Origin of the sequence: Mucilaginibacter sp. RCC_168 (genome assembly GCF_041355315.1) — a bacterium.
Taxonomy (GTDB): Bacteria; Bacteroidota; Bacteroidia; order Sphingobacteriales; family Sphingobacteriaceae; genus Mucilaginibacter.
Map to the genome: position 1 here is coordinate 98,447 of NZ_JBFUPN010000009.1, position 24,355 is coordinate 122,801.

Genomic DNA, 24,355 nt, shown 5'->3' on the forward strand with positions numbered 1-24,355 from the left:
AAATAAACTATAACGATGAAAAAATATATAATCCCCATCATTTCCCTGATATTATTTGCATCAGTATCCGGTTGTCAAAAATGGAAAGGTGAACATACCGAGATTTACAACTATACCCCACCCGCTGCTAACCCCGTAAGCGATAAAGCCCCGCTCTCATGTAGTGGTGGCAGCACGGTTAGCCCGGTAAAAGGCACTATGCTCAGCGGTAAAACTTACACCGTACAGGCGGGCTGCGATCTGGTTATTAATCCTTTAGATACCTTATTGATGCAACCCGGTGTAACTTTAAATATGGGCGCCGGTAGCAGTTTGATTGTTTTAGGAACTTTGGTTAGTAACGGCTCCAAAAATCAGCCTAACTGGATAACCATTCCCGGAATAACCAAAAATGATGCACCTGGTGGCGTTGCCCCCACTGCAGATCCTGCTTACTCCGGCAAATGGAAAGGTATTATTGGCGGTCCAACCTGTAATCTGATGGTATTACGCTGGACTCATGTGGAATACGCTGGTTTAACCGAGGGCGACGCAACATCTAAACTTGCCGGTTCGGGCTCCGGTAACCAATACAGTATTTTATTTGCCAATTATAAAGGGAGTTTTATCATGGAAGATTCCTGGTTGTATGGTGGTGTGGATGATCCGATCCGGATATCGGCAGGTAAAGTTGCCATTTTCCGCAGCACCTTTGAAAAGAACGGGGTTAATGGTGGTGATTGTTTAAATGCCAAGGGCGGTACCGTAGGCACAATGGCCTATAATCTTTTTGTAGGGACAGCAACAAACGGCCAAAAAGCATCAAATAAAGGGCAGGCGATTGGCGCACCGCAAACTAACCTGGTGATGTATAATAACACCTTTGTAAGCGGAGGATACCGACAACAACAAAGCGGTCGTGGGGGTTGTATCAATTACGAGGAAGGTGCTGCGGGCATGTACTATAATAACGTAGCTATAAACTGCCGGTTTGGTTACCGGGTAGTAGGCAATCCGGTTGCCGATGTGGCACATCTTTCTTACGGCAATAACTATCAATGGGCCGATTCATTGAGCGTGGCAAACCAGTTTTACCCAACCGGTTACATCACCCAGCCACAAACTACTGATATCCCATCCATCACTTCTTCAGCAAAATATCTCCCCACTAATTATCAGTTGGGCTCTATTTATGATGGCAGTGATGTAGTTCAGAAAAACAATCCAGCGTTTTTGAATTTTCCCTTACCTACAACAGGTCATGCTCTTTCACAATATAGCGCCGTTGGAAATTTTAATTTCCATTTGCAGGCAAGTTCTCCGCTAATTGGAAAAGGAAACACCAGTATAAAACCCCTAATCACTGTTCCGCTGGATAAAATTTACGGACTCTCTGATCCTACCCCACCAGGCGCTGATCTGGGTTGCTACCAACTAAACGGTACTGGCAACCAACACTAATAATTTTCAGGGATAGCTGAATTTAAATTCGGCTATCCCTTTATAATCCCCCATCAAAATGAAATTACTTATTAAAAGCGGGTCCCTGCTGTTGGTTTGCGTATGGTTTATGGTATCAACCACAGCTGCTCAATCCCCCAACTTAAAGATTGTATTTATACGCCACGCCGAAAAACCGGTAAAGGGCGATAACCTAACCTGCCAGGGAGTGAACAGATCATTAAAACTTCCGGCTGTTATTACCTCTAAATTTGGGATCCCTGCTTATATTTTTGTCCCTGCTATGGGTTTAGGAGATGCCACCAAACATTCCCGGATGTTTCAAACCATTATTCCTTTAGCGGCAAAGTACAACCTCACAATTAATAGCAGCCGGCAAGAAAAGGATTCATTAGGCATGGCAGCCGATCTTAAAAGCAGAACCGGAACTACACTGGTGGTTTGGGAACATAACAATATTGTGCCTATTGTGAGGGCTTTAGGTGTAAAAGACCATGATTTAAAATGGCCCGATAATGATTATGACAGCATCTGGGTAGTGACATTTAAAAACGGGGATGCCACTATTGCCTTTGATAAAGAAAATATACACCCTGCTGCCGATTGTAGTTTTTAAATTTCCCTGCCTGTCAAGGGTAGTTTGGTTATTCTTATGAACTTTTATTGATAATGATTTGTGCGGATCGCCTCTTTTTCCTTTTTTGATAAAAATGCGTTGTGTATCTTTATTTACTCTCCTAAGATTAAATCGTATATTATAAATCAATTATATCCTTAAAACAGAAAAACATGTTAGAGAACCTACTTCAGTTGGTGACACAAAATGCAGGAGATGCAATTACCAATAACCCTCAAATTCCAAATGAACACAACGAAGCCGCCGTACAGGACGCTTCCTCATCCATAATGGATGTATTGGGAAGCCATTTATCCTCCGGTGGCGGTGGCTTATCCGGGGTGTTATCGTTACTCAAAGGTGGTGGCGGCGATTTAGCCAATAACCCTATTGTTAGTCAAATTATACAACAGTTTAGCGGTAAGCTGCAAAATAATTATGGAGTTGACGGCGCTGCTGCTCAATCAACAGCAACCAGCCTGATACCACAGGTTTTAGGGCAACTGGCCAACAAAACAAACGATGCCGGCGATAGCTCCTTTGACATTCAAAGCATCCTGGGCTCATTAGGGGGCGCTGATGGCAAATTTGATATGAGCGATGCCCTTAATCTTTTCCACGGAGGCGGTGATGGCGCAGAAGGCGGCGGCGGTATATTAGGAAAGCTGACGGGTTTGTTTGGCGGTTCTAAATAAGTTTATCCCGTTCATTATTTTTCCGTAACCAAGTTTAGAGCATCTATCCTTTATAATTAAAAAGTATATCTGTGTGGTTTCTCAAATTACTCAGATATACTTTACTTTTCCATCGCGATACTGTACGCCTCCTGGTCAGGAACAAACTATTCTATTCGCTACGCTGTAGCATATGCCTAACTCATATTTTTCGGCTTTTTAACCGGAGAGCGGTCTGAAACTATCCCGTTATGTTTTTCGCTTCGAAAATGTGACGAATCTTTATCATCGTTAAAAAGTATAATATATGTGCAACACATTGGTGCTTAGTTACGTCATACACGCAGCAACCTAACATATTATTATGAGTCTATCCAAAATGTATCTTTTTACTTGTTTAATATTTATTTGCTCAGTAGCACAACTGTCTGCACAAAGCGTCTCCGATTCCATTACAAAAAAAATCGATGGCTTATTTAAAAAGTGGGATAACAGCGGCAGTCCAGGGTACGCCGTAGGTGTTGTAAGGAACGATTCACTTATTTTTGCAAAGGGGTACGGGATGGCTAATCTCGAATATAATATCCCTATTACAGCCGAAACAATTTTTCATATAGCTTCGGTATCCAAACAATTTACAGCTTTCTCAATTGTGCTTTTGGCCAGGCAGGGAAAGTTAAACCTTGATGATGATATTCATAAATATCTTCCGTGGTTTCCGGATCTGAAAGCAAAGATCACAGTGCGGAACCTTTTAAACCATACCAGCGGCATCCGAGACCAATGGCAACTACTTGCTATAGCGGGCACCCGGTTACATGATGTGATTACGCAGGATCAGATCATAAAAATATTAGGCAAACAGCGAGCACTCAATTTTAGCCCGGGCGAAGAATGGAACTATTCAAACAGCGGGTATACCATGCTGGCCGAAATTGTACGCGCCGTTAGCGGTAAAAGCCTTCGACAATTTACTGACTCCGTTATTTTTAAGCCGCTGGGAATGAAAAACACGCACTTTCATGACGATTATACCGAAATAGTTCCCAACCGATCTTACTCTTATGACCGGAAAGATGATGCCCATTTTCAAAACAGCACCTTAAGCTATTCTGTTGCCGGCGCCACCAGCTTGTTTACCAATATGGATGATATGAGCAAATGGGTAATGAATTTTTATAACCATAAAGTAGGCGATCAGCAAGACATAGAACAATTAACACAAAAAGGCAAACTGAATAACGGCAAGGAACAAAATTATGCCTTAGGTATATCTGTTGATGATTATAAAGGACATAAAATGTACTCGCATAATGGTAGTGATGCCGGTTACCGCACTTTTGTTAATATTTTCCCCGACCAGAGGATGGGTTTTATAGTTTTTAGTAATCTTGGCGATACAGATCCGAACAGTAAAGCTGCACAGGTAAGCGACCTTTTTATTAAGGACCTTTCGCCTCAAAAAACCACACCCAAACCTGCGATTGCCGATAGCACAAGTGCCATCTTCAACGATACCCTGGCTTTAAAAAAATTTCTGGGGAGTTATATCGCAGATGATGCTATCCGCTTTAACTTCAAACTAAATGGCAAAAAACTTTACTTAGAGCAGAATGGGCATATTAACCAGTTGGCAAGAGGCACAAAAGACACCCTGGTTATGCCAAAATTTCCGAATATAAGGTTTGTTTTCAAGGTAAAAAGCCCAAAGAAAACCATACTTGACGAATATTGGCCCGAGGGACATCGCCAGCTTGTAAAATATGAGGCAGGTGCAAAAAAAACGGATAAACAATTGCTTGCTTATACGGGCAACTATTATTGCCCTGAGCTGGATTGCAGCTACCAGATTGTTTTAAAAGATCATCGTTTATTGCTTACCAATAGCAAATATAATGATACCACGTTAAATTTATATGGCGACGATCAATTAATCAACGACCTTTGGTGGATGTCTAATTTAAAGGTCCTCAGAAATGATAAAAATCAGATTACCGGATTTGAGGTTAATTCCGGCCGGATAATGCATCTGTTATTTAAAAAGGAATCGGGATTAAGAGATTAAAGAAGTTTTTGGACTGAAATACATCAAAAAGCCCTTAAATTTATGATTTAAGGGGCTTTTCGATACTGGTTGGATCGCTTTCGTCGGGATGGCGGGATTCGAACCCACGACCTCCAGCACCCCATGCTGGCGCGATACCGGGCTACGCTACATCCCGAAATGGTTGGAAAGGCAAATATAATAAGTAGACCATTATCTCAAAATGATTTGTACAAAAGTATTGCTAACTCCACCTGAATAACTTTATCCGCATAAAGATTATAATCCCTAAAAAAGCTTATTTTAGTTTTAATTATAAACCTTCAAAATTACCGGAATGTCTATTTATCATTTATCTCCTGTGCAAATTATTGTAAGATCATGGTCTGGGTACTGCAAAAAGCAGTTGTTTGCCGTAATTGTATGCTTTTTATTTTTCAGCAGTACGCTTTACGCTCAAAAAACAAGCCCCTTCCCTATCAGCACACCCGAGGCAGAGGGTGTTTCGGCAGCCGGGATTGGCAGTTTTCTGAATGCGGTGGCACAAAGCAAGCACGAGTTTCATAGTTTTATGTTTTTGCGGCATGGCAAAATAATAGCTCAAGGCTGGTGGAATCCATATCAGTCGACGTTAAGACATAGCCTTTACAGCTGCAGCAAAAGCTTTACTTCTACCGCTATCGGCTTTGCGGTTAGTGAAAAACGCTTGTCGGTAAACGACAAAGTGGCCTCGTTTTTTGCCGGCAGCTTGCCGGATTCTATACCGCCTTACCTTGCAGCCCTTACGGTAAAAGATCTTTTAACTATGAGTGTTGGTCAGGCTGTCGACCCTACTTTTGCCGTCGCATCAAGGGAGGATAATTGGGTTAAAGCTTTCCTGGCATTGCCTATAGCACATAAACCCGGTAGCCAGTTTTTATACAACTCCATGGCTACGTTTATGCTATCGGCTATTGTACAAAAAGTAACCGGGCAAAAAGAAGTTGATTACCTGAAACCGCGACTCTTTGATCCGCTGGGAATAAAAGGTATGGATTGGGAAATTAATAAGCAGGGCATTAATACCGGAGGCTGGGGGTTGCGTGTAAAAACCGAAGATCTGGCTAAAATGGGTCAGTTTTACCTGCAAAAGGGTATGTGGAACGGAAAACAATTATTGCCAAAGGAATGGATTGAAGAGGCAACTACCTTTAAAATTGATCAGGCGCCAGGCATTGCGCAAAGCAAAAGAGATTCGAGCGACTGGATGCAGGGTTATTGTTATCAGTTCTGGCGCTGTCGTCATAACGCCTTCCGCGCCGACGGTGCATTTGGGCAGTATATCATTGTGATGCCCGATCAGGATGCAGTAATTGCCATCACCTCAGAAACAGGCGATATGCAGGGCGAACTTAACCTGATCTGGAAATATTTACTTCCCGCTATGCATCCGAAGGCCTTATCTCCTAACAAGGGCGATGATGTTAAGCTCGAAAAACATTTATCAGCTTTAAGTTTACCGCCCGCGACTAATACCAGCAACCATACCAACAGCACCTTCACCAAAACCTTTTCCATTCAGCCAAATGCGCTGCATATAAGTTCAATTGCTTTTAATATAACCAATAATGTTTGCCATGTAACCCTGAAAAAGGATTCGGCCAGTTATGCGCTTAATTTTGAAACCGGCAAATGGTTGCCGGGCAAAACGGATATGCAGGGTCCTGGATTGGTTACCGGAGCCAGGGAAGATTTTTCATTATTGGTACCTTACAAAGTGGAGGGCAGTTATGGTTGGAATGACAACCAGACATTGCAATTGAAGCTACGCTATATTGAAAGTCCGCATACAGAAACGATCACCTGTCATTTCACCGATCAGCAGTTAAATGCCAATGTGGAGTACAGCTTTAATTATGGAAATAACAAGGTTGTGTTGCACGGGGAATTGGTTAAGTAAAATTGCTCTGCCGCCGGATTGAAAATGTTTTAAAAAATAAACGCGCCGGAGCCTTGCCCCGGCGCGTTTTTCATATCGCAATCATAATATTATCGCTTAGCTATCTTATATAATTTACCAGCGTCGGTTGCGGCGTAAATAGCACCGTCTTTACCGGTAGCCATGCAGCGCCAGCGTTCGTTTTTATCGGCCAGCAAACGTTCTTCACCTACTACTTTGTCATTTTTAATTACCAGGCGAATGATGTGTTGTCCGCTCAGTGCTCCTACAAACAGGTTGTTTTTCCACTCGGCAATATTACCGGTATAAAACATCATGCAACCGGGCGAAATAACCGGGTCCCAATAGTAAACCGGTTGTATGGTTCCTTTTTTTTGCTGAATGCCATCGTAGACTTTTTGTCCGCTATATTCGATGCCATAGGTAACGTATGGCCAGCCATAATTACCACCGGGTTTGATCAAATTGATCTCGTCTCCTCCACGGGGACCAAACTCTGCCTCCCAAAGGCCACCAGTAACCGGGTTTATGGAAAAACCATCCGGGTTACGAAAACCCAGGGCATATATTTCGGGTTTAGCATCAGCTTTGCCAATAAACGGGTTACCAGCAACCGGTTTACCATCTTTGGTGATATGAATGATCTTCCCTGTGGTGGCGCTTAGGTCCTGCGCCTTCACGCGTATATCATCGGCCATCCGGTCGCCGGAACTTACAAAAATATTCCCCTGTTTATCAAACAATAAACGCGAACCAAACTGGCCGGTACCTTTGTACCGCGGTGAAGCTTCAAATATCACCTTCACATTTTCAAGTTTGGTTTCATCAGCCGATAATTTACCCTTAGCTACCGCCAGAGTAGCTCCATCACCCGGTTGGGCATAGGTCCAGTAAACCATGCGGTTTTTTATAAAATCCGGGTCGATGTTTACATCAAGCAAACCTCCCTGGCCGGCAAATTGTACCTCGGGGAAACCAGTGATGGTTTTATCGATTTTACCGTCGGTCTTTACTATCTGCATAGTTCCGGGTTTACTACTGATCAGCAATCGGCCATCGGGTAAAACGTGGATGCCCCATGGGCCCTTTAATTCGGTGCTGATTATTGTAACCGTGTACGGGGTTTTAGTTTTAATGCTTCCAATGCGCGTTTGTCCAGCAAAGGCTGGTTTGTAATTACTATTGGCTTTGTTTTTTTCTACCGGCTCGCCGGTTTGTGCTATAGCGGTTGTGGTTACACATAACAAAAGGGAGCCTAAAATTAATGGCGTATGAAATTTTGAAAACATAATACGATTTTGGGTTAATGTAAAGTAAGTTACAACGTTATCGGCAAGATGTTTAATTACAACAGGTTTTTTACAGTCAATTATTCAATAACAACATAAAAGCCTACAAAAGTTTATTTTGTAGGCTTTTATCATTCTTGGTAACGCTTTCGTCGGGATGGCGGGATTCGAACCTGCGGCCTCCACATCCCAAATGTGGCGCGATACCGGGCTACGCTACATCCCGAGTGATGGGGCGCAAAATATATATACTATGATTTTTAAATCCAGAATCTATAATAACCTTATTCTGGTTTTATTCTGCCGTTGTTGGGTCAATGATCCTTGAGATCTCACTGATTGAATTTGCCGGGAACCCACCCTGACTGGCATGTTCCCTGATCATCTCCTCATTTGGCGCTATATAAACACAATATATTTTATCAGTAGTTACATAACTATTAACCCACTGTATTTGCGGCCCCATTTTGCTTAATACCCCACAGGAGGTTTGCGAAATGGCCTTTAATTGTTCATCTGAAAGATTTCCCGCCCCGGGGATTTCTCTTTCAATAACATACTTTGGCATATAATTTTAATTGGTTTTTGATAAAGTAATTTACAAACTTTAATGATAATTACAACACTGATAATTAAGTTATTACAGTCATATCGAATAGGTTATTGGCGTGCCCGCTTTAAGTAATATGAATCCCAAACAAATACGACACGCCTTCTCTATATAATAATGTACCCTCATTCTGAGGCAGTCGCTTAAATTTAAATTATTCATATTGTTTATTATTCCTTCTGGGATTAACTTAATTGGTGTATTATATATATTCTTCTATTTTTTCGTTTAATATTGTGTTAAGAATTTTTGCATCACTATATGAATTCTGCCGAAAATTATGAAGCACTTATTGATAAGATCAACATCTTTATCCGGAAGTACTATTTTAATAATTTTTTGCGGGGGCTTATCTTTCTGGGCGCCGGCCTGTTTACTGCCTATGTAGTTATTACGCTGAGCGAATATTTTGGCAATTTTAATATCGTTTTCCGCAGCATCCTGTTTTACTTTTTCATACTCCTCAACATCGGGCTGGTATGCTGGCTCATTTTACCTCCGTTTCTTTCCTGGCTCAAATTGGGTCATTCGCTAAGCCATGATGAAGCAGCCGAGATCATCGGTAAACATTTTCATGATGTTAATGATAAATTGCTGAATACCCTGCAACTTAAAAAACTGGCCGCTGCCGACGAAAAACATCGCGCCCTTATTGAAGCCAGTATCGATCAAAAGATAGAGGCCCTTAAACCCGTAAGCTTCCCTTCAGCAATCAATATCCGGGAGAACAATAAATACTTAAAGTGGGTGCTGGCTCCTGCAGCGGTGATCATCGTACTTGCTTTTGCCGCTCCATCTATATTAACTGAAAGTACCAAACGGCTCATCAGGCACAATGAATACTTTGCCCCGATAGCCCCTTTTCGTTTCCATGTTCTGAACAAAACCCTGTCCGTAGTACAGGGTGATGACCTTAAACTTGATCTTAAACTCGATGGTGACAGGCTGCCTGCCGATGTTTATATAGAAACGGCTAACAACACTTTTAAGCTCGATAAAGAAAACATCAGTAAGTTTCATTATCTGTTCAGCAATCTGCAACAAAACACAACATTCCGCCTGCTGGGGAATGGCTTTGCTTCAGTTCCTTATGAAATAAAGGTTAACCAGAAACCTGCCCTGCTGCATTTTGATGTGGAATTAAGCTATCCCGCCTATCTGCATAAAAAAAATGAGAAATTACTGAATGCCGGCGACCTGGTAATTCCTGAAGGTACTGCGGTGAATTGGCTCCTGCACACACAACATGCTTCGGGTTTGCAATTTTACTTAAACGGCGTTAAACATAGCGCCAAATCAACCGGACCCGATCTGTTTGAGTATAATGAAAAGGTTTTTAAAAGCACGGTTTATAAACTTAATCCCATAAACCCGCTGGTTAATCATAGCGACTCCTCTGCTTATCATATCAATGTAATAGCCGACGAACCGCCAGCCATTACCGTTCAGGAAAAATCTGATTCGGTAAGTATTAATGCCCTGTATTTCAACGGAAAGATTCAGGATGATCACGGTTTTTCATCACTAACCTTTCATTATAGCGTACAATCGGCTAATAATAAGGGCTCTCAAAAAACGTTTATCAAACGAATTGATGCTACGATGAACCAAACACAATCAGACTTCTTTTACTTCTGGAATTTGAAGGAGTTAGGTATGGAGCCGGGAGCTCGTGTAAGTTACTTTTTTGAGGTTGCCGATAACGATGGTGTAAACGGACCTAAAAGGGTACGCACCGCCGAGCGCACGCTTAATTTGCCCGATGCCAAAGCCATTAATGAACAGTTGAATGCCGGCACCCAGGCGGTAAAGCAAAAAATGCAGTCGGCTATAAAATTAGCCGGGCAAGTTGAGCATGATTCACAAAAACTCAATCAATTACTGCTAAATAAAAACACCCTCTCCTTTGATGAAAAAAAGCAGGTGGAAGATCTGTTGCAGAAACGCCGCGACCTGGAAGATCTGGTCAAAGAAATAAAAGACGAGAACCAGAAAAACCTGTATAACCGCAAAGAAACCCAGCAACAGAACGAGGAATTATTGGCTAAGCAAAAACAAATTGAAGATCTGTTTAATAATGTGCTCGATCAAAAAACAAAAGAACTATTGCAAAACCTGCAAAAGCTTTTAGACCAGGAACAAAAGGATGCTACCCGCGATGAATTATCAAAAATGCAGATGGATAATAAATCGCTCAAAAAAGAGCTTGATCGCATGCTGGAGCTTTATAAAAAGCTGGAGTTTGATCAAAAACTGAATCAAAGCGTTGACCAGTTGAATAAACTGGCCAATAAGGAGCAACAGCTGTCTGATAAAACCAAACAACAGGGAGCCGATCAAAAGGCATTGCAGCAGGAACAGGAAAACCTGAAAAAAGATTTTCAGGACATCAAAAAGGGTTTGGAAGATTTGCAGAAAACCAACGAACAGGCAGAACACAAGCAGGATTTTCAAAACCCGGAAAAAGAAACACAAAGCATTGACCAGCAAATGGATCAAAGCGCCGGTGAGTTGCAAAAAAACAATAAAGATGGCGCGTCAAAATCGCAAAAACAAGCTGCCAAACAAATGCAGCAGTTAGCGAGCAAGCTATCTCAGGATAATGAGGAAGGCGAGAGTAAAGAAAATACCATTGATGCCCAACAATTGCGTGAACTTTTAAAAAGCCTGGTGAACAGCTCTTTCGATCAGGAAAAGGTGATGCAAACCCTAAAAGGTACCAATCCTACCGATCCCTCTTACATTACGCTCTCTCAAAAACAAAAAGATATTAAAGATAACCTGAAAACGGCCGAAGATAGTCTTTATGCCATCAGCAGGCGTATCCCACAAATACAATCAACCGTAAACCAGGAGATCAGCGGTATTAACAGCCATATCGACCAGGCTCTGGATAACCTGGGCGACCGCCGCACAGCCGAAGCCAACCGCCATCAGCAATATGCCATGACGGCTATGAACAATCTGGCCCTGATGCTCAGCGAGGCCCTGGAGCAATTGCAAAAACAGATGAATAAAGGCGGAAAAGGTAAGGGTAAAAAGCAATCCGTATCGCAACTGGCAAAAATGCAGGAACAGCTGAATCAAAATATGCAAAAGGCACGCGAACAAATGCAACAGCAGGGCAACCAGGGTAAAAGCGCACAGGGAAAACAGGGTAATATGAGCGAACAGTTAGCCCGGATGGCCCGCCAGCAACAAATGATCAGGGAGTCTTTGGACGAGATAAATCGTGAACAGAATAAGAATGGAAAAAGTGGTTTAGGAAATTTGGATAAAATTTCCAAAGAAATGGAACAAACTGAGCATGATCTCGTAAACAGGAAGATTACAGATGAAGCATTAAAAAGACAGGAACAAATCCGGAGCCGGCTATTGGAGGCTGAAAAGGCAGAACAGGAACGGGAACAGGATCAGCAAAGAGAAAGCCATGCCGGTAAGGATATACCTCCTGGTTATATAAAAGCACTGCAGGGATACCAGCAACAAAAGAGCAAACAAACGGAGCAAATAAAAACGGTGTCTCCGGCACTTAATTTGTATTATAAACAAAAAATAAAATCTTACTTTGATCAACTTAATGCCAAATAACATGGAACAGGCAAATGTTCATACCAGCAGCGAATTGTTTACGTTACAACTACCGTCAAAAACGGAAAGTATAGCGCAACTCGAGCAGCTGATTGAAGAAATTGCTGATAAATATCATGTAGCCGAGGATACCTTCGCTAACATGATGACCTGCCTTAACGAGGCCGCCATAAATGCCATTATTCATGGTAATAAGCTCGACGAAACGAAAAAGGTAATCATTAACGCCGAAGTAGGCCCCAAGCGTATAATATGGACCGTTACGGACGAAGGTCATGGTTTTGATTATGCCAACCTGGCCGATCCAACTTCTCCCGAAAATCTGGAGAATTTGACTGGTAGAGGCGTTTTTATCATCAAGCACCTGGCCGATCAATGCATTTTTAATGCATCGGGCAACACTATCGAACTACATTTTAAAATATAATGCCCGCTATTCAGTTTTTTGAAGAAGACATCAGCTATAAACTTAAAAATAAAACCCTTGTGCGCCAGTGGATCAAAGATACCATCATCGCCGAGGGTTTTAAATTGAAAGAGCTTATCTATGTCTTCTGTTCAGACGCGTACTTACTGCCAATGAACCAGCAATATCTTGATCATGATACCTATACAGATATTATCACCTTTGATAATTCGGAGGTTGAAGGTGATATTATTGGAGATGTTTTTATTTCTGTTGAACGAGTACGCGAAAACGCCGCCAAATTCAATATACCCGAAATTGATGAGCTGCACCGTGTAATTATCCATGGCGCTTTACATCTGTTGGGCTACACAGATAAAACTGTTGTTACAAAGAAGAAAATGACACAAAAAGAAGATGAGTATTTGGCTAAAAGAAATTTTTAATAGTTAATTTTACTCAAAGAAATTTGTCTCACATCAATTATAAAAACAATGAAATTACTTACTTTAATATTCGCTTTCCTTTTTATCACAGCACCCTCATCCGTGTATGAGTTTAAGCTGAAAAGTATTGATGGTAAAGATTTTACCCTGGCCAAATACAAAGGCAAAAAGGTTTTAATTGTAAATACGGCCTCAAAATGCGGCTTTACTAAACAATATACAGATCTGGAAAAATTATCTGAACAATACAAAGATAAATTGGTAGTTGTAGGTTTTCCGGCTAATAACTTTGGTGGTCAGGAACCTGGCACCAATCAGGATATCAAAACCTTTTGCAAAGAAAACTTCTCGGTAACCTTCCCAATGAGCGGAAAAGTTAGCGTTTTAGGTTTGGATATTGACCCATTGTTTCAATACTTGACTACAGCACCCAACCCTGATTTTACTGGTGATATCAAGTGGAACTTTGAAAAATTCCTGATCGATGAAAATGGTAAACTGATACATCGCTTCAGGTCACAAACCACCCCATTATCCCCGGATATCACTAAATATTTTAACTAAGATCTTACCTTTTAAATAAGCAAAAGCCTCTGAAGACACTCCAGAGGCTTTTTTGTTCATTTTGTTCACCATACATGCCCATTTTTTAGGGCTTAATGTATAGTGTTAGTGTATATTATTCTGTATAGTTGTAATTAGTTGGTTTGCCCGCCAAAAATATTGCAAATATATCAGTTAATGTTTTTGTTAATTTCCTTTATCATCTTTTTCCTTTGCGGCTTTTTCTTTGTCTTTTTGAGCCTGTTCCTGCACTTTTTTGATAGAATCCTGTTTAGCCTTCGCGGCTTTCTTCTTTTTATTAAAAAAGCCCCTGAGTAAAAAATTATGCTGTGCCGCTTGTAGGTCTTCATTTAAAGTATTGGTGGTCGCATGCACATTTTTCATCGTGGTTTGTGCCTGTTTAACCGTACTCTCCATATTTTTAGCCATGGCGTCGTTATTCAGCAAACGTCCTATACTTCCTTTACCATTATTGATTTTTCCTACTATCTGTGAAAGGTCTTTTGTCAATGATTCTGCATTATCAGCAACACGGGTAAGCTTGGTTATTATTTTGTCTACATCAACCGGGTTTATAGAGCCCAAACGTCCCCCTGGTTGTACCTCTTGATGACTTGTTATGCCTCCTGGTGCTATCACCACCAGCTTATCCCCCATTAATCCATCACTGCCAATGCTCAGTTTCGCGTCTGTTTTGATGAACTTCTTAACGCTGTTGTTCAGCGTCAGGTCAACCCGTACCGAACTATCGGTTATAATGTTAATTGATTGTACTACACCAACATTGATCCCTGCAAAGCGCACATTATTACCTACTTGTAAGCCGCTCACATTTTTGAAAGTGCCATATACATTAAATGTAGAATTAAACAGGCTTTTTTGACTGCCTATAAAAAATATACCCAATATCAGTACCAGCAACCCGGCGAAGGTGAACAGGCCTATTTTTATTTTTTGTGATGATGTGGTTTTCATGTCGTTTCGTTAAAAAATGATCGTACCATTTTGTTATCCGATTTTTGCAGCTCTTTGTAAGAACCTTCGGCTATATATTCGCCATCATCCATCACCACAATACGGTCAGCCGTGATCCTTGCACATTCCATATCATGTGTAATAATGATAGATGATGTTTTATATTTTTGCTGCATGTTGAGTATCAACTCACTGATCTCGCGCGAGGTGATCGGATCAAGCCCGGTAGTGGGCTCATCATACAAAATGATCTCGGGTTTTACAATAAGCGTTCTGGCCAGGCCTACTCTTTTGCGCATACCACCAGACAAGTCTGAGGGCATTTTATCAATAGCATCCAGCAAACCAACACCATCCAGTACTTCCTCAACCCGTTTATCTATCTCTTGCTGATCATTAAGCTTTAGCACACGGGTTAATGGAAATTCCAGGTTCTCCCGTACGGTCATGGAATCATATAAGGCCCCACTCTGGAATAAAAATCCAATTTTCATCCGCAATTGCTTCAGATCCTCATCTCCCATTTCAGCCACATTTTCCCCTAATACAGTTAAGGTACCGGCATCAGGTTTAAGCATACCCACAATGCATTCTATCGTTACAGATTTTCCCGTGCCAGATTTCCCTAAAACCACCATATTCTCTCCTCTTTTCAGGTCAAAGCTGATATTCTTGAGTACTTCATGATCACCAAAGGCTTTAGCTATACCTTTGGCATGTATAACCACCTCCGCTTTTTTTGTTGAGTCCGGTTTCTTCGTTTCACTATTTTCACCTGCTGCTTTCATATCAATGGTAAAATAATAAACTGGTGATCTGAACAGCGATAGCATCAATAACAAATATCCACAGGGAAGCGGTAACCACAGCCGAGTTGGCAGCAATGCCTACACTCTCGGTGCCTTTATTAGAATGATAGCCCTTATAACAGCCAACAAAACCTATAGCAAAACCAAAAAATATGGTTTTTACAACAGCAGGTAACAGGTCTGAAAAATCAAGGGAGGAGATACATTTATTAAAATACAGGGAAAAACTGATACTATCGGTAATATTTAAAGCAATAAAGCCCCCGAATAAGCCTATAGCATCACCAATAATAGAAAGCAGGGGTACCATGAGGCTGGTTGCCAAAACGCGCGTAACAACAAGATATTGCAGCGGATTGGCTCCCGACACTTCCATGGCATCAATCTGTTCGGTAACCTTCATACTCCCCAGCTCGGCGCCAATACTTGATGCTATTTTACCCGCACAGATAATAGCGGTAATAACAGGCCCTATTTCGCGGATGAAAGATACCGTAAGGGTTCTCGGCAACATGCTGGCCGCTCCCAGATCAACTAATGATGGCCTGAGCTGTACAATTAAAACCAGCCCCATGATAAAGGAGGTAATACCCACCAGCATCATGGAGCGGTAACCAATTTCATAACATTGCCGTACAAATTCCGACCACTCAAAGCCGCCGGCAAATATATTCCTGAAAAACCTGGCAAAGAAAACACATTGCTCGCCAATGCCTTCTGCCCATCTTTTCCATCCGGTAATTGCTTGTTCTGCCATAAGTTACGTTCAACTAATGTGTAAGGGATAAAACAACTTTTTACCCTTTTGTTTGCAGTTCAAGAAAATTAACCTTTAGGTTCGGCTTGCAGGTTTATGACATTGGTATATCAATAATCAGGAAACGGGAAAATTCTTCGGGTTCAATTGTAAATGAACTGGTATCATAAACACCCAACGCATCTCTTTTGTTTAAAACCATACTGTTTATTTTCACAGAACCCTCAATAACAAATACATAAGCCCCATTTCCCGGTGTCTTTATATCATAATTTAAGGTTTTACCGGCTTCAAAATTACCCATGCTAAAGGTAGCATCCTGGCTTAACCACAGGGTATCCAGACTCTTTACCGGTGATATAAGCGTAGTGAGTTCATTTGTTTTTAAAAGCCCTTTAAAATCCTTTTGATCATAGCGTGGTTGTATATCACGCTCTTTAGGGAAAATCCATATTTGCAAGGTTTTAGCATCTTCTGTACGTGAGGCGTTATATTCAGAATGGTAAACCCCGGTTCCCGCCGACATCACCTGTACCTCACCCGCTCTGATCACACCGGTATTGCCTATGCTGTCTTTATGTTCCAAACCTCCTTCCAATGGTATGGTAATAATTTCCATGTTATCATGCGGATGTGTACCAAAGCCGGTACCACCAGCAATAATATCATCATTCAATACTCGTAGTACACCAAAATTAACTTTGTTAGGGTCATAATATGATGCAAAGCTGAATGAAAAGTTGGCCTTTAACCAACCCAGGTTATTTTTTCCGCGTTCATTTTCGGGATAAAATATTGTTTTCATGATGTTTTCCTATTTATATGTTTAAACACACAATTTTTATTCCACAACTTATTTATGCGTACTTTTGCAAAAATTATGCACGCAATGGCAAACAAAGCTATTATTGCAGGTTCAAGCGGACTAATTGGCAGCAATTTATTAGATATTTTACTACGAGAGACTTTTTATGAGGAAGTTTTAATTCTGGTCAGAAAAGAATTACCTGTCCGGCATCCAAAACTGACTCAATTGGTGGTTGATTTTGACCGGCTGGAGGCTTATGCTGACCAGCTTACTGGCCATGCTATATTTTGCTGCCTGGGCACAACCAGGCATAAAACGCCTGATAGAGCTGTTTATCGCAAAATTGATCATGATTACCCATTGATCCTTGCACAATTAGCACATAAAAACGGTGTAGAACAATATCACCTGGTATCAGCTGTAGGTGCCAATGCTGCTTCATCAACCTTTTATATTAAAATCAAAGGCGAAACAGAAGCTGATATACAACGGGTGGGCTTTGCGACCTTACATATTTATCGCCCATCCTTGTTAACAGGTAATAGAACCGAAAAACGGGTAGAAGAGAAAATAGTAACCGCACTGTTTAAAATAATAGATCCGTTATTATTTGGCGGGTTAAAAAAATACAAAAGTATACCTGCGTCAATCGTGGCGGCAGCGATGTACAAACAATCAATGCAAATTAACACAGGCTTATTTATATATGAGTCTGACAAAATAAAACAATTATAGTGAGTACTTACATTTCGGCAGAGAATCTTGGTCATCAGTTTCATGACAACTGGCTTTTTAAAAATATAACCATCGGTATAAACCGCGGCCGCAGGGTTGCGCTGGTTGGTGTTAATGGGGCGGGCAAATCTACCCTGCTTAAATTACTGGCGGGTCATTTAAAGCCAACCGAAGGTAAAGTGGTGCAAAGCCGCGACCTGAACATGGGCTACCTGGAACAGGACCCTGGTTTTAAAGACGCAGTAACCATCAGCGATTATATTTTTCATGCCGATGACGTGCAGCAGCAACTGATCCGTAAATATGAAGAGCTTTTAGAAAATGAGCCCGATAATTCCAAGGCCATTGAAAAAGTGATGGAGGAGATGAGTGATGTTGATGCCTGGGAATATGAATATAAGATCAAAACTATTTTAGGCAGACTGGATATCCATCACCTGAACCAAAAGATCAATACCCTATCTGGCGGACAAAAGAAACGTTTGGCTCTGGCTAAGCTGTTAATTGAAGACCCTGACATTTATATTTTAGATGAGCCAACCAACCACCTGGATATTGATACCATAGAGTGGCTGGAGAAATTACTGACCGAAGGCAACAAAACTATATTGATGGTTACACACGACAGGTATTTCCTGGATAATGTATGTAATGAGATATTAGAGATAGACCGTGGTAAAATACAGCCTTATAATGGTAGCTATGGATACTACCTGGAAAAGAAAGCCGAGCGTGATGCAGCGGACGAAGCTTCTTTCCAAAAAAACAGCAATTTGTTACGCAAAGAGCTGGAATGGATGCGCAGACAACCACAAGCCCGAGGAACAAAATCAAAGGCCCGTATAGATGCCTATTATGACCTGGAAGAGAAAACCAAAAGTGGTGGTATCCGTGAAAAGGTTGAACTGAGTGTAAAAACAGCGCGTCAGGGTAACAAGATCATGGAGATGGAGCACCTTTATAAATCATTTAGCGACCGTACTTTTATTAAGGACTTTAACTATGTATTTAAAAAAGGCGATCGTATTGGTTTAGCCGGCCGTAATGGTAGCGGGAAATCTACCCTACTTAACCTGATCACCGGGGGCTTACAACCCGATAAAGGAACCGTTGTAAAGGGAGAAACTACAGTATTAGGCTATTTTCATCAGTCGGGCATTAAGTTTAAAGAAGATGAGCGCGTAATTGATATTGTAAAAAACGTTGCGGAGTTTATAACTATGGCTGATGGTAAAACCATATCCGCTTCGGCCCTGCTTACTTTATTCCTCTTCCCTCCTGCTAAACAGTATGGTTTTATATCTAAACTGAGCGGTGGCGAAAAGAAAAGGCTGCAGTTGATGAGCATATTGATGAAGAATCCCAATTTCCTGATACTGGATGAGCCTACTAATGACCTGGATATTGATACCCTGAATGTATTGGAAGAGTTTTTAACCAATTATACCGGTGTATTAATGATCGTATCGCACGATAGGTATTTATTAGATAAGCTAACCGATCAGCTATTCATTATGGAAGATGGTGGTCATGTACGTATATATAATGGTAACTATTCCTCTTATCGCATTGATCTGGAAGAAGAGAAACAACAAGCTAAAAAGCCTGCCCCTGTTGCTCCTACTCCATCCGCTACTCCTAAAAAAAGCAAATTAAGCTTTAAGGAAGCAAAGGAACTGGAAACAACAGAAGCAGAAATACAAGCTATAGAAATCCAGATAAAGGATAAAACCGAACAGCTGAATACTACGGGTATAGCACCTGAAAAGCTGAATGAAATATTGGCTGAAATTGATGCGCTGAATAAGAAACTGGATGCAAAAAGCATGCGCTGGATGGAGCTAACTGAATTAAACGAATCATAAGGTGAAAACATCGGATATTATTGCTTCTGTAGGTGTGATCATACTTTTGATCGCTTTTTTGTTAAATTTATTTAACAAATTATCAGCCGAAAGAAAGACATATAAGCTCATGAATTTTGTAGGTGCTGGTACTTGCTGCTATGCTTCATACATGGTTAGTTTTTATCCGTTCGTGGTATTAGAAGGCGTTTGGGGCTTTGTAGCTTTAATATCATTATTAAAAGTTCCACGTGGAACATCGGTATAGATAGGTATTTTTGCAAGTCATAAGCCTTTAGTTCTAAGTAGAAATTAAATAAAGACTTGTGACATAATTTAAGAATAATGTTCCACGTGGAACATTATAGTAAGCCAAAAGCTCATGACCTTAAGTCAAAAATAGACATGCGACTTAAGACTCAGAACTTCTGACTCAGTACTTAATAAGAAGGTTCCACGTGGAACATGGAGGTAAAAATGTTTAAGAAATATAATGTAATAGTTGTTGGTGCAGGCCACGCCGGCTGTGAAGCTGCTGCTGCTGCTGCCAACCTGGGGTCGTCTGTGTTGCTTATTACCATGAATATGGGAACCATTGCACAGATGAGTTGTAACCCAGCTATGGGTGGTGTAGCGAAAGGACAAATAGTGCGTGAGATAGATGCTTTAGGTGGCTATTCAGGCATTATTACAGACAAAACTTCCATTCAGTTCAGAATGCTGAATCAATCTAAAGGCCCTGCAATGTGGAGCCCACGGGCACAAAGCGACCGTATGCGCTTTGCAGAAGAATGGCGTTTGGCATTGGAAAGAACCCCTAATGTTGACTTTTGGCAGGATACTGTTACTTCTCTATTAGTAAAGGATAATACTATAAAAGGAGTGCGAACCTCTATAGGTGTAGAAATAGAAGCCGACGCAGTAGTACTGACTAACGGTACCTTTTTAAATGGCTTGATACATATAGGTGAAAAGAAGTTCGGTGGTGGCAGATCAGGTGAAAAATCAGCTACCGGTTTAACTGAACAACTGCTTACATTGGGTTTTGATTCGGGCAGAATGAAGACTGGCACCCCTCCCCGTATTGATGGCCGCAGCTTAAATTATAGCCTGATGGAAGAGCAATGGGGTGATGAAGAACGTGGTCGTTTTTCTTTTACCGATGTAGATATGATTCAGGAACAACGCTGCTGCTGGATCACCTATACCAACACCAAGGTGCATGAAACCCTAAAGGAAGGTTTTGAAAAATCCCCCATGTTTACTGGTCGTATCAAAGGATTAGGTCCGCGTTATTGCCCTTCTATTGAAGATAAAATAAACCGTTTTGCCGAGCGCGATCGTCATCAAATATTTGTTGAGCCCGAAGGATTGAATACTATTGAGATCTATGTAAATGGTTTTTCAACCTCTTTACCAGAAGATGTACAATACAAAGCGCTTACCCAAATACCCGGTTTTGAAAATGCCAAAATGTTCCGCCCGGGTTATGCTATAGAATACGATTACTTCCCGCCTACCCAGTTAGGTTTAACTTTAGAAACTAAACTCATCAGCAACTTATACTTTGCCGGACAGATCAATGGTACTACCGGTTATGAAGAAGCAGCGTCTCAAGGGTTCATAGCAGGTATAAACGCACACCAAAAGATTAACGATAAACACGAGCTGATATTGAAAAGGTCAGAGTCATACATCGGTGTATTGATAGATGACCTGGTGACCAAAGGCACCGAAGAGCCATACCGCATGTTCACCTCCAGGGCGGAACATCGCTTATTATTACGTCAGGATAATGCCGATATCAGACTTAGTCCTATGGGTCATGAGCTGGGATTGATCAACGATGAACGACTGGAAAAGGTAAAACAAAAAGTTAAAAACTCCGATGACATTGTTGCTTACACCAGGAGTAAATCAATAGACCCATCAAATGTGAATGGCTTATTGGACGAGTTAGGTACAAGCCCCTTATCGCAAAGCGCTAAACTTTTCAATTTACTGAGCCGTCCGCAGGTAGGTTTTAACGACCTTAAAAAGGTTGATGCACCACTGGCGGAATTATTATCAGCTTATGATAAAGAAACTATTGAGCAGGCTGAAATAAAAATCAAATATGAGAGTTACTTTATAAAAGAAATGGAAATTGTTGACCGCATGAAAAAAATGGAAGACCGCGAGATCAATCCGGAATTTGATTACCATACCCTTGGATCACTTTCAAAAGAAGCACGCGAAAAACTAATGAAGATAAAACCACGCACTTTAGGTCAGGCCTCCCGAATTTCAGGGGTATCGCCTTCAGATATTTCAGTTTTAATGATTCATGTTTCCAGATAGAACGTAACAGATTGATAATAAACACTTTATAAAATTTTGTTTTAAATCAATTATTTTCTTTTTTTAATATCATAGCTCATAAAAACATAAAAATCGTTTATATCGCCTAAAAACTATGTTAAATAACAAACGGGTCAATTTTCACAATTTTCCATTCTATTTTTTGGCTTTTTTACTCCTTATTGGCTGTGCGGCACAGCAGCCACCCCAGGGAGGACCGCGCGATCTCACTCCTCCCAAATTGGTGAAAGCAATACCGGCTAATAAAACACGGAATTTTAACGCCAAGGAAATTACTCTTGAATTTGATGAGTTTATTAAACTCACCAATCAGTACCAGGAAGTAAGCATGAGTCCGGCGATGGAAAAACAACCAGAGTACAGTTCCAGCAAAAGGATATTAAAAATAAAGTTGAAAGACACTCTTCAAAAAAATACAACTTATGTTATCAATTTTGGAAAGGCCATCCAGGATGTTAACGAAAGCAACGTACTTAAAAACTTTACTTATGTTTTCTCTACCGGCCCGCATATTGACTCCTTAAGTATTTCCGGAACTGTAACCAATACTTTAACCCAGGAAAAAGAAAAAGATGTAACCGTGATGCTTTTCACATTAAAACAAGACTCCCTCCTTTTTGGAAAAAAGAAACCAAGCATTTTCACCACAACAGATTCATCCGGAAATTTCAGTTTGAATAACCTGCGGGAAGACACCTACCGGATCTACGCTTTAAAAGAAGCATCACCCAATAAGATATTTGATAACGACCAGGAATTAATTGCCTTCTTAAAAAAACCGATCCACCTACGGTCCGATACTTCAAATGTTCAGCTCAATCTTTTTAAGCAAAATCCAGAAAAATTCAGATTTTCTGAAAAGCGCTTTGATACGGATGGAAAGTTACTTTTTGTTTTTAATAAGGCGTTAACCAATCCTTCCATAAAAGTTATCTATCCTGCAGATATCGACAAACAAAAGCAGATAGACTTTAGTAAAACAAAAGATACAGCATCCGTTTATCTGCGCAATATGAATTTTGATTCTATCAGGGTAGCAGTATTTGATAATGGAAAACCCATAGACTCCACTTCCCTCTTAAAAGGAAAAAAGGAAACCTTTCAACGCTCACTAACTTTTCAATATAATATTAATAACAATAATCTGCTTAAGCCAGGTAACGATTTAAAACTAACCGCCAGCTTACCTATAGAAAACTTTGATAATTCACTCATCACTCTTAATGAAGACTCCGTTGCTGTTGCCACCAGCGATCTTACTTTGCAAAAAGATACAGGAAACTTTAAAAAACTAACCCTGAAATACCGTTGGCGACAGGGCAGCAAGTATGAGATCATTTTTAATGAAGCCGCATTCACCTCTATATATGGAGATAAGAATAAAAGAATATCAAAAAAGTTTCAGATAGACAAAACAGATAATTACAGCTCACTTACAGTAAAAGTTACGCTTCCGGCAGATACTTCAAAAGCATACGTTGTTGAGTTGTTAAACGATCAAAAGAAAGTATTACAAAGCGACCCGCTACGGCGCACTGGTTCCATTGTTTACAAGAACATTATCACAGGTAAATACTTGTTACGGGTAATTTATGATGAAAACAAGAATGGTAAATGGGACAGCGGCAATGTACACTTAAAGAAACAACCTGAACAGACCTGGGTGAGTGATAAATTAATATCATTAAGACCAAACTGGGAAGCAGAAGAAGCTATAACAGTACCTAAAGAACCTGTTACTCCTTAAACCAACCGGAGTACATGATATAATTATTAGGGAGCTGTTTAAGCATAGCTTTTTGCTCGTCTGTTAAGGGCTTTATCTTTTTTGCAGGAATACCGGCATACAAATATCCTGATTCACAGATTGTGTTTTCTAATACCACTGCTCCGGCTGCAATGATCACAAATTCGTTTACAACAGCGTGATCCATCACTATGGCACCCATGCCTACTAACGTATGATCATGCAGCGTACAGCCGTGCACAAGGGCATTGTGCCCAATAGAAACGTTACTGCCTATATTGGTAGCCGCTTTTAAATAAGTGGCATGTATCACAGCCCCGTCCTGAATATTGGTATTGTCTCCTATTTTAATATAATGCACATCTCCCCTAATTACCGCATTAAACCAAACCGAACAGTTTTTACCCATTACTACATCACCTACTATGGTGGCATTGGGAGCAATAAAGCAATCATCACCCCAAACCGGGCTTTTATCTTTAACTGGGAGTATAACAGGCATATCTTTAATTAGTGGGTTACTGAATTATTGATTTAGTAGATGGAAATTATTGATTTGATGTACTTTTTATTATGTTTGGCTACAAATTTAAGCGGAAATAGCTCAGCTGGTAGAGCATCAGTTTCCCAAACTGAAGGCCGCGGGTTCGAATCCCGTTTTCCGCTCATATTATCTTTTTCCACTACGTCATTGCGAGGT

Annotated in this window: 21 protein-coding genes and 3 tRNA genes; 15 read left to right on the forward strand and 9 right to left on the reverse strand. The window is 40.7% G+C overall.

Annotated elements, in window-relative coordinates; translation table 11 throughout:
* Window positions 1-15: 15 nt before the first annotated feature.
* From AB6735_RS10185 to AB6735_RS10200, 4 genes are all read left to right on the forward strand, one after another.
* Window positions 16-1,440, forward strand: coding sequence for a hypothetical protein (locus tag AB6735_RS10185; RefSeq protein ID WP_370995821.1), 1,425 nt, complete (start codon window positions 16-18; stop codon window positions 1,438-1,440).
* 58 nt (window positions 1,441-1,498) lie between these two features.
* Window positions 1,499-2,056, forward strand: coding sequence for a histidine phosphatase family protein (locus tag AB6735_RS10190; protein WP_370995822.1), 558 nt, complete (start codon window positions 1,499-1,501; stop codon window positions 2,054-2,056).
* Window positions 2,057-2,229: 173 nt separating this feature from the next.
* A complete protein-coding gene (locus tag AB6735_RS10195) occupies window positions 2,230-2,751 on the forward strand; it encodes a hypothetical protein (protein WP_370995823.1) in 522 nt (173 codons plus the stop codon).
* A gap of 358 nt (window positions 2,752-3,109) precedes the next feature.
* The gene (locus tag AB6735_RS10200; protein ID WP_370995955.1) at window positions 3,110-4,795 is read left to right on the forward strand and encodes a serine hydrolase domain-containing protein; all 1,686 of its coding nucleotides are present in this window, start codon (window positions 3,110-3,112) and stop codon (window positions 4,793-4,795) included.
* An 83-nt stretch (window positions 4,796-4,878) separates the two neighbouring features.
* Here the strand turns inward: AB6735_RS10200 and AB6735_RS10205 are convergent.
* Window positions 4,879-4,952 (reverse strand) — tRNA-Pro (locus AB6735_RS10205).
* 159 nt (window positions 4,953-5,111) lie between these two features.
* Here AB6735_RS10205 and AB6735_RS10210 point away from each other — a divergent pair.
* Window positions 5,112-6,713 (forward strand): serine hydrolase domain-containing protein, encoded by a 1,602-nt coding sequence (locus AB6735_RS10210; RefSeq protein WP_370995824.1) that lies wholly within the window; start codon window positions 5,112-5,114, stop codon window positions 6,711-6,713.
* Window positions 6,714-6,802: 89 nt separating this feature from the next.
* Here the strand turns inward: AB6735_RS10210 and AB6735_RS10215 are convergent, their stop codons facing one another.
* The 3 genes from AB6735_RS10215 to AB6735_RS10225 form a co-directional block, all read right to left on the reverse strand.
* Window positions 6,803-8,002 (reverse strand): PQQ-dependent sugar dehydrogenase, encoded by a 1,200-nt coding sequence (locus tag AB6735_RS10215; RefSeq protein WP_370995825.1) that lies wholly within the window; start codon window positions 8,000-8,002, stop codon window positions 6,803-6,805.
* 152 nt (window positions 8,003-8,154) lie between these two features.
* A tRNA-Pro gene (locus tag AB6735_RS10220) sits at window positions 8,155-8,228 on the reverse strand.
* A 69-nt stretch (window positions 8,229-8,297) separates the two neighbouring features.
* On the reverse strand, window positions 8,298-8,570 hold the full coding sequence (locus AB6735_RS10225; RefSeq protein WP_370995826.1) for a DUF4242 domain-containing protein: 273 nt from the start codon (window positions 8,568-8,570) through the stop codon (window positions 8,298-8,300).
* Window positions 8,571-8,873: 303 nt separating this feature from the next.
* On the opposite strand from AB6735_RS10225, the gene AB6735_RS10230 reads away from it, so the two are divergent.
* Genes AB6735_RS10230 through AB6735_RS10245 form a run of 4 tightly spaced genes read left to right on the forward strand, consistent with a single transcriptional unit; the run spans window position 8,874 to window position 13,619 of the window.
* Complete coding sequence (locus AB6735_RS10230) at window positions 8,874-12,203, forward strand: DUF4175 family protein (protein ID WP_370995827.1); 3,330 nt, start codon at window positions 8,874-8,876, stop codon at window positions 12,201-12,203.
* Between the two features lies 1 nt (window position 12,204).
* Entirely contained in the window at window positions 12,205-12,630 is a 426-nt protein-coding gene (locus AB6735_RS10235) for an ATP-binding protein (RefSeq protein WP_370995828.1), read from the forward strand.
* A complete protein-coding gene (gene ybeY / locus AB6735_RS10240; protein WP_370995829.1) occupies window positions 12,630-13,055 on the forward strand; it encodes an rRNA maturation RNase YbeY in 426 nt (141 codons plus the stop codon). Before AB6735_RS10235 ends, ybeY begins: the two co-directional genes overlap by 1 nt.
* Window positions 13,056-13,103: 48 nt before the next feature.
* On the forward strand, window positions 13,104-13,619 hold the full coding sequence (locus tag AB6735_RS10245) for a glutathione peroxidase (protein WP_370995830.1): 516 nt from the start codon (window positions 13,104-13,106) through the stop codon (window positions 13,617-13,619).
* Between the two features lie 186 nt (window positions 13,620-13,805).
* Here the strand turns inward: AB6735_RS10245 and AB6735_RS10250 are convergent, their stop codons facing one another.
* From AB6735_RS10250 to AB6735_RS10265, 4 genes are all read right to left on the reverse strand, one after another.
* Complete coding sequence (locus AB6735_RS10250; protein WP_370995831.1) at window positions 13,806-14,594, reverse strand: MlaD family protein; 789 nt, start codon at window positions 14,592-14,594, stop codon at window positions 13,806-13,808.
* Complete coding sequence (locus tag AB6735_RS10255) at window positions 14,591-15,382, reverse strand: ABC transporter ATP-binding protein (protein ID WP_370995832.1); 792 nt, start codon at window positions 15,380-15,382, stop codon at window positions 14,591-14,593. The genes AB6735_RS10250 and AB6735_RS10255 overlap by 4 nt, the downstream gene beginning before the upstream one ends.
* A gap of 1 nt (window position 15,383) precedes the next feature.
* Window positions 15,384-16,160, reverse strand: a complete 777-nt coding sequence (locus AB6735_RS10260; RefSeq protein ID WP_370995833.1) for an MlaE family ABC transporter permease — start codon at window positions 16,158-16,160, stop codon at window positions 15,384-15,386.
* 94 nt (window positions 16,161-16,254) lie between these two features.
* The gene (locus AB6735_RS10265) at window positions 16,255-16,965 is read right to left on the reverse strand and encodes a pirin family protein (protein ID WP_370995834.1); all 711 of its coding nucleotides are present in this window, start codon (window positions 16,963-16,965) and stop codon (window positions 16,255-16,257) included.
* Between the two features lie 84 nt (window positions 16,966-17,049).
* On the opposite strand from AB6735_RS10265, the gene AB6735_RS10270 reads away from it, so the two are divergent.
* The 5 genes from AB6735_RS10270 to AB6735_RS10290 all read left to right on the forward strand — a co-directional run bounded on the left by AB6735_RS10270 (window position 17,050) and on the right by AB6735_RS10290 (window position 23,655).
* A complete protein-coding gene (locus tag AB6735_RS10270; protein ID WP_370995835.1) occupies window positions 17,050-17,703 on the forward strand; it encodes an oxidoreductase in 654 nt (217 codons plus the stop codon).
* Window positions 17,703-19,568, forward strand: a complete 1,866-nt coding sequence (locus AB6735_RS10275) for an ABC-F family ATP-binding cassette domain-containing protein (RefSeq protein ID WP_370995836.1) — start codon at window positions 17,703-17,705, stop codon at window positions 19,566-19,568. Before AB6735_RS10270 ends, AB6735_RS10275 begins: the two co-directional genes overlap by 1 nt.
* Before the next feature lies 1 nt (window position 19,569).
* Complete coding sequence (locus AB6735_RS10280; protein WP_370995837.1) at window positions 19,570-19,815, forward strand: hypothetical protein; 246 nt, start codon at window positions 19,570-19,572, stop codon at window positions 19,813-19,815.
* A gap of 209 nt (window positions 19,816-20,024) precedes the next feature.
* A complete protein-coding gene (gene mnmG, locus AB6735_RS10285; RefSeq protein WP_370995838.1) occupies window positions 20,025-21,887 on the forward strand; it encodes a tRNA uridine-5-carboxymethylaminomethyl(34) synthesis enzyme MnmG in 1,863 nt (620 codons plus the stop codon).
* 115 nt (window positions 21,888-22,002) lie between these two features.
* Window positions 22,003-23,655 carry an Ig-like domain-containing domain gene (locus AB6735_RS10290; RefSeq protein ID WP_370995839.1) on the forward strand — a complete coding sequence of 551 codons (1,653 nt, stop codon included), beginning with the start codon at window positions 22,003-22,005 and terminating at the stop codon, window positions 23,653-23,655.
* On the opposite strand, the gene AB6735_RS10295 is transcribed toward AB6735_RS10290, so the two are convergent.
* Window positions 23,645-24,157, reverse strand: coding sequence for a gamma carbonic anhydrase family protein (locus AB6735_RS10295; RefSeq protein WP_370995840.1), 513 nt, complete (start codon window positions 24,155-24,157; stop codon window positions 23,645-23,647). The genes AB6735_RS10290 and AB6735_RS10295 overlap by 11 nt on opposite strands.
* A 91-nt stretch (window positions 24,158-24,248) precedes the next feature.
* Here AB6735_RS10295 and AB6735_RS10300 point away from each other — a divergent pair.
* Window positions 24,249-24,321: transfer RNA gene (locus AB6735_RS10300), tRNA-Gly, on the forward strand.
* The last annotated feature ends 34 nt before the right edge of the window (window positions 24,322-24,355 follow it).

What these genes read in the sequence shown, in the direction of transcription:
- AB6735_RS10230 (WP_370995827.1), top strand. Translation starts at nt 8,874, where the DNA reads ATGAATTCTGCCGAAAATTATGAAGCACTTATTGATAAGATCAACATC.
- AB6735_RS10195 (WP_370995823.1), top strand. Translation starts at nt 2,230, where the DNA reads ATGTTAGAGAACCTACTTCAGTTGGTGACACAAAATGCAGGAGATGCA.
- AB6735_RS10265 (WP_370995834.1), bottom strand. Translation starts at nt 16,965, where the DNA reads ATGAAAACAATATTTTATCCCGAAAATGAACGCGGAAAAAATAACCTG.
- AB6735_RS10190 (WP_370995822.1), top strand. Translation starts at nt 1,499, where the DNA reads ATGAAATTACTTATTAAAAGCGGGTCCCTGCTGTTGGTTTGCGTATGG.
- AB6735_RS10295 (WP_370995840.1), bottom strand. Translation starts at nt 24,157, where the DNA reads ATGCCTGTTATACTCCCAGTTAAAGATAAAAGCCCGGTTTGGGGTGAT.
- AB6735_RS10215 (WP_370995825.1), bottom strand. Translation starts at nt 8,002, where the DNA reads ATGTTTTCAAAATTTCATACGCCATTAATTTTAGGCTCCCTTTTGTTA.
- AB6735_RS10235 (WP_370995828.1), top strand. Translation starts at nt 12,205, where the DNA reads ATGGAACAGGCAAATGTTCATACCAGCAGCGAATTGTTTACGTTACAA.
- AB6735_RS10200 (WP_370995955.1), top strand. Translation starts at nt 3,110, where the DNA reads ATGTATCTTTTTACTTGTTTAATATTTATTTGCTCAGTAGCACAACTG.
- AB6735_RS10245 (WP_370995830.1), top strand. Translation starts at nt 13,104, where the DNA reads ATGAAATTACTTACTTTAATATTCGCTTTCCTTTTTATCACAGCACCC.
- AB6735_RS10260 (WP_370995833.1), bottom strand. Translation starts at nt 16,160, where the DNA reads ATGGCAGAACAAGCAATTACCGGATGGAAAAGATGGGCAGAAGGCATT.
- AB6735_RS10210 (WP_370995824.1), top strand. Translation starts at nt 5,112, where the DNA reads ATGTCTATTTATCATTTATCTCCTGTGCAAATTATTGTAAGATCATGG.
- AB6735_RS10225 (WP_370995826.1), bottom strand. Translation starts at nt 8,570, where the DNA reads ATGCCAAAGTATGTTATTGAAAGAGAAATCCCCGGGGCGGGAAATCTT.
- AB6735_RS10250 (WP_370995831.1), bottom strand. Translation starts at nt 14,594, where the DNA reads ATGAAAACCACATCATCACAAAAAATAAAAATAGGCCTGTTCACCTTC.
- AB6735_RS10185 (WP_370995821.1), top strand. Translation starts at nt 16, where the DNA reads ATGAAAAAATATATAATCCCCATCATTTCCCTGATATTATTTGCATCA.
- AB6735_RS10255 (WP_370995832.1), bottom strand. Translation starts at nt 15,382, where the DNA reads ATGAAAGCAGCAGGTGAAAATAGTGAAACGAAGAAACCGGACTCAACA.
- AB6735_RS10290 (WP_370995839.1), top strand. Translation starts at nt 22,003, where the DNA reads ATGTTAAATAACAAACGGGTCAATTTTCACAATTTTCCATTCTATTTT.
- mnmG (WP_370995838.1), top strand. Translation starts at nt 20,025, where the DNA reads ATGTTTAAGAAATATAATGTAATAGTTGTTGGTGCAGGCCACGCCGGC.
- AB6735_RS10270 (WP_370995835.1), top strand. Translation starts at nt 17,050, where the DNA reads ATGGCAAACAAAGCTATTATTGCAGGTTCAAGCGGACTAATTGGCAGC.
- ybeY (WP_370995829.1), top strand. Translation starts at nt 12,630, where the DNA reads ATGCCCGCTATTCAGTTTTTTGAAGAAGACATCAGCTATAAACTTAAA.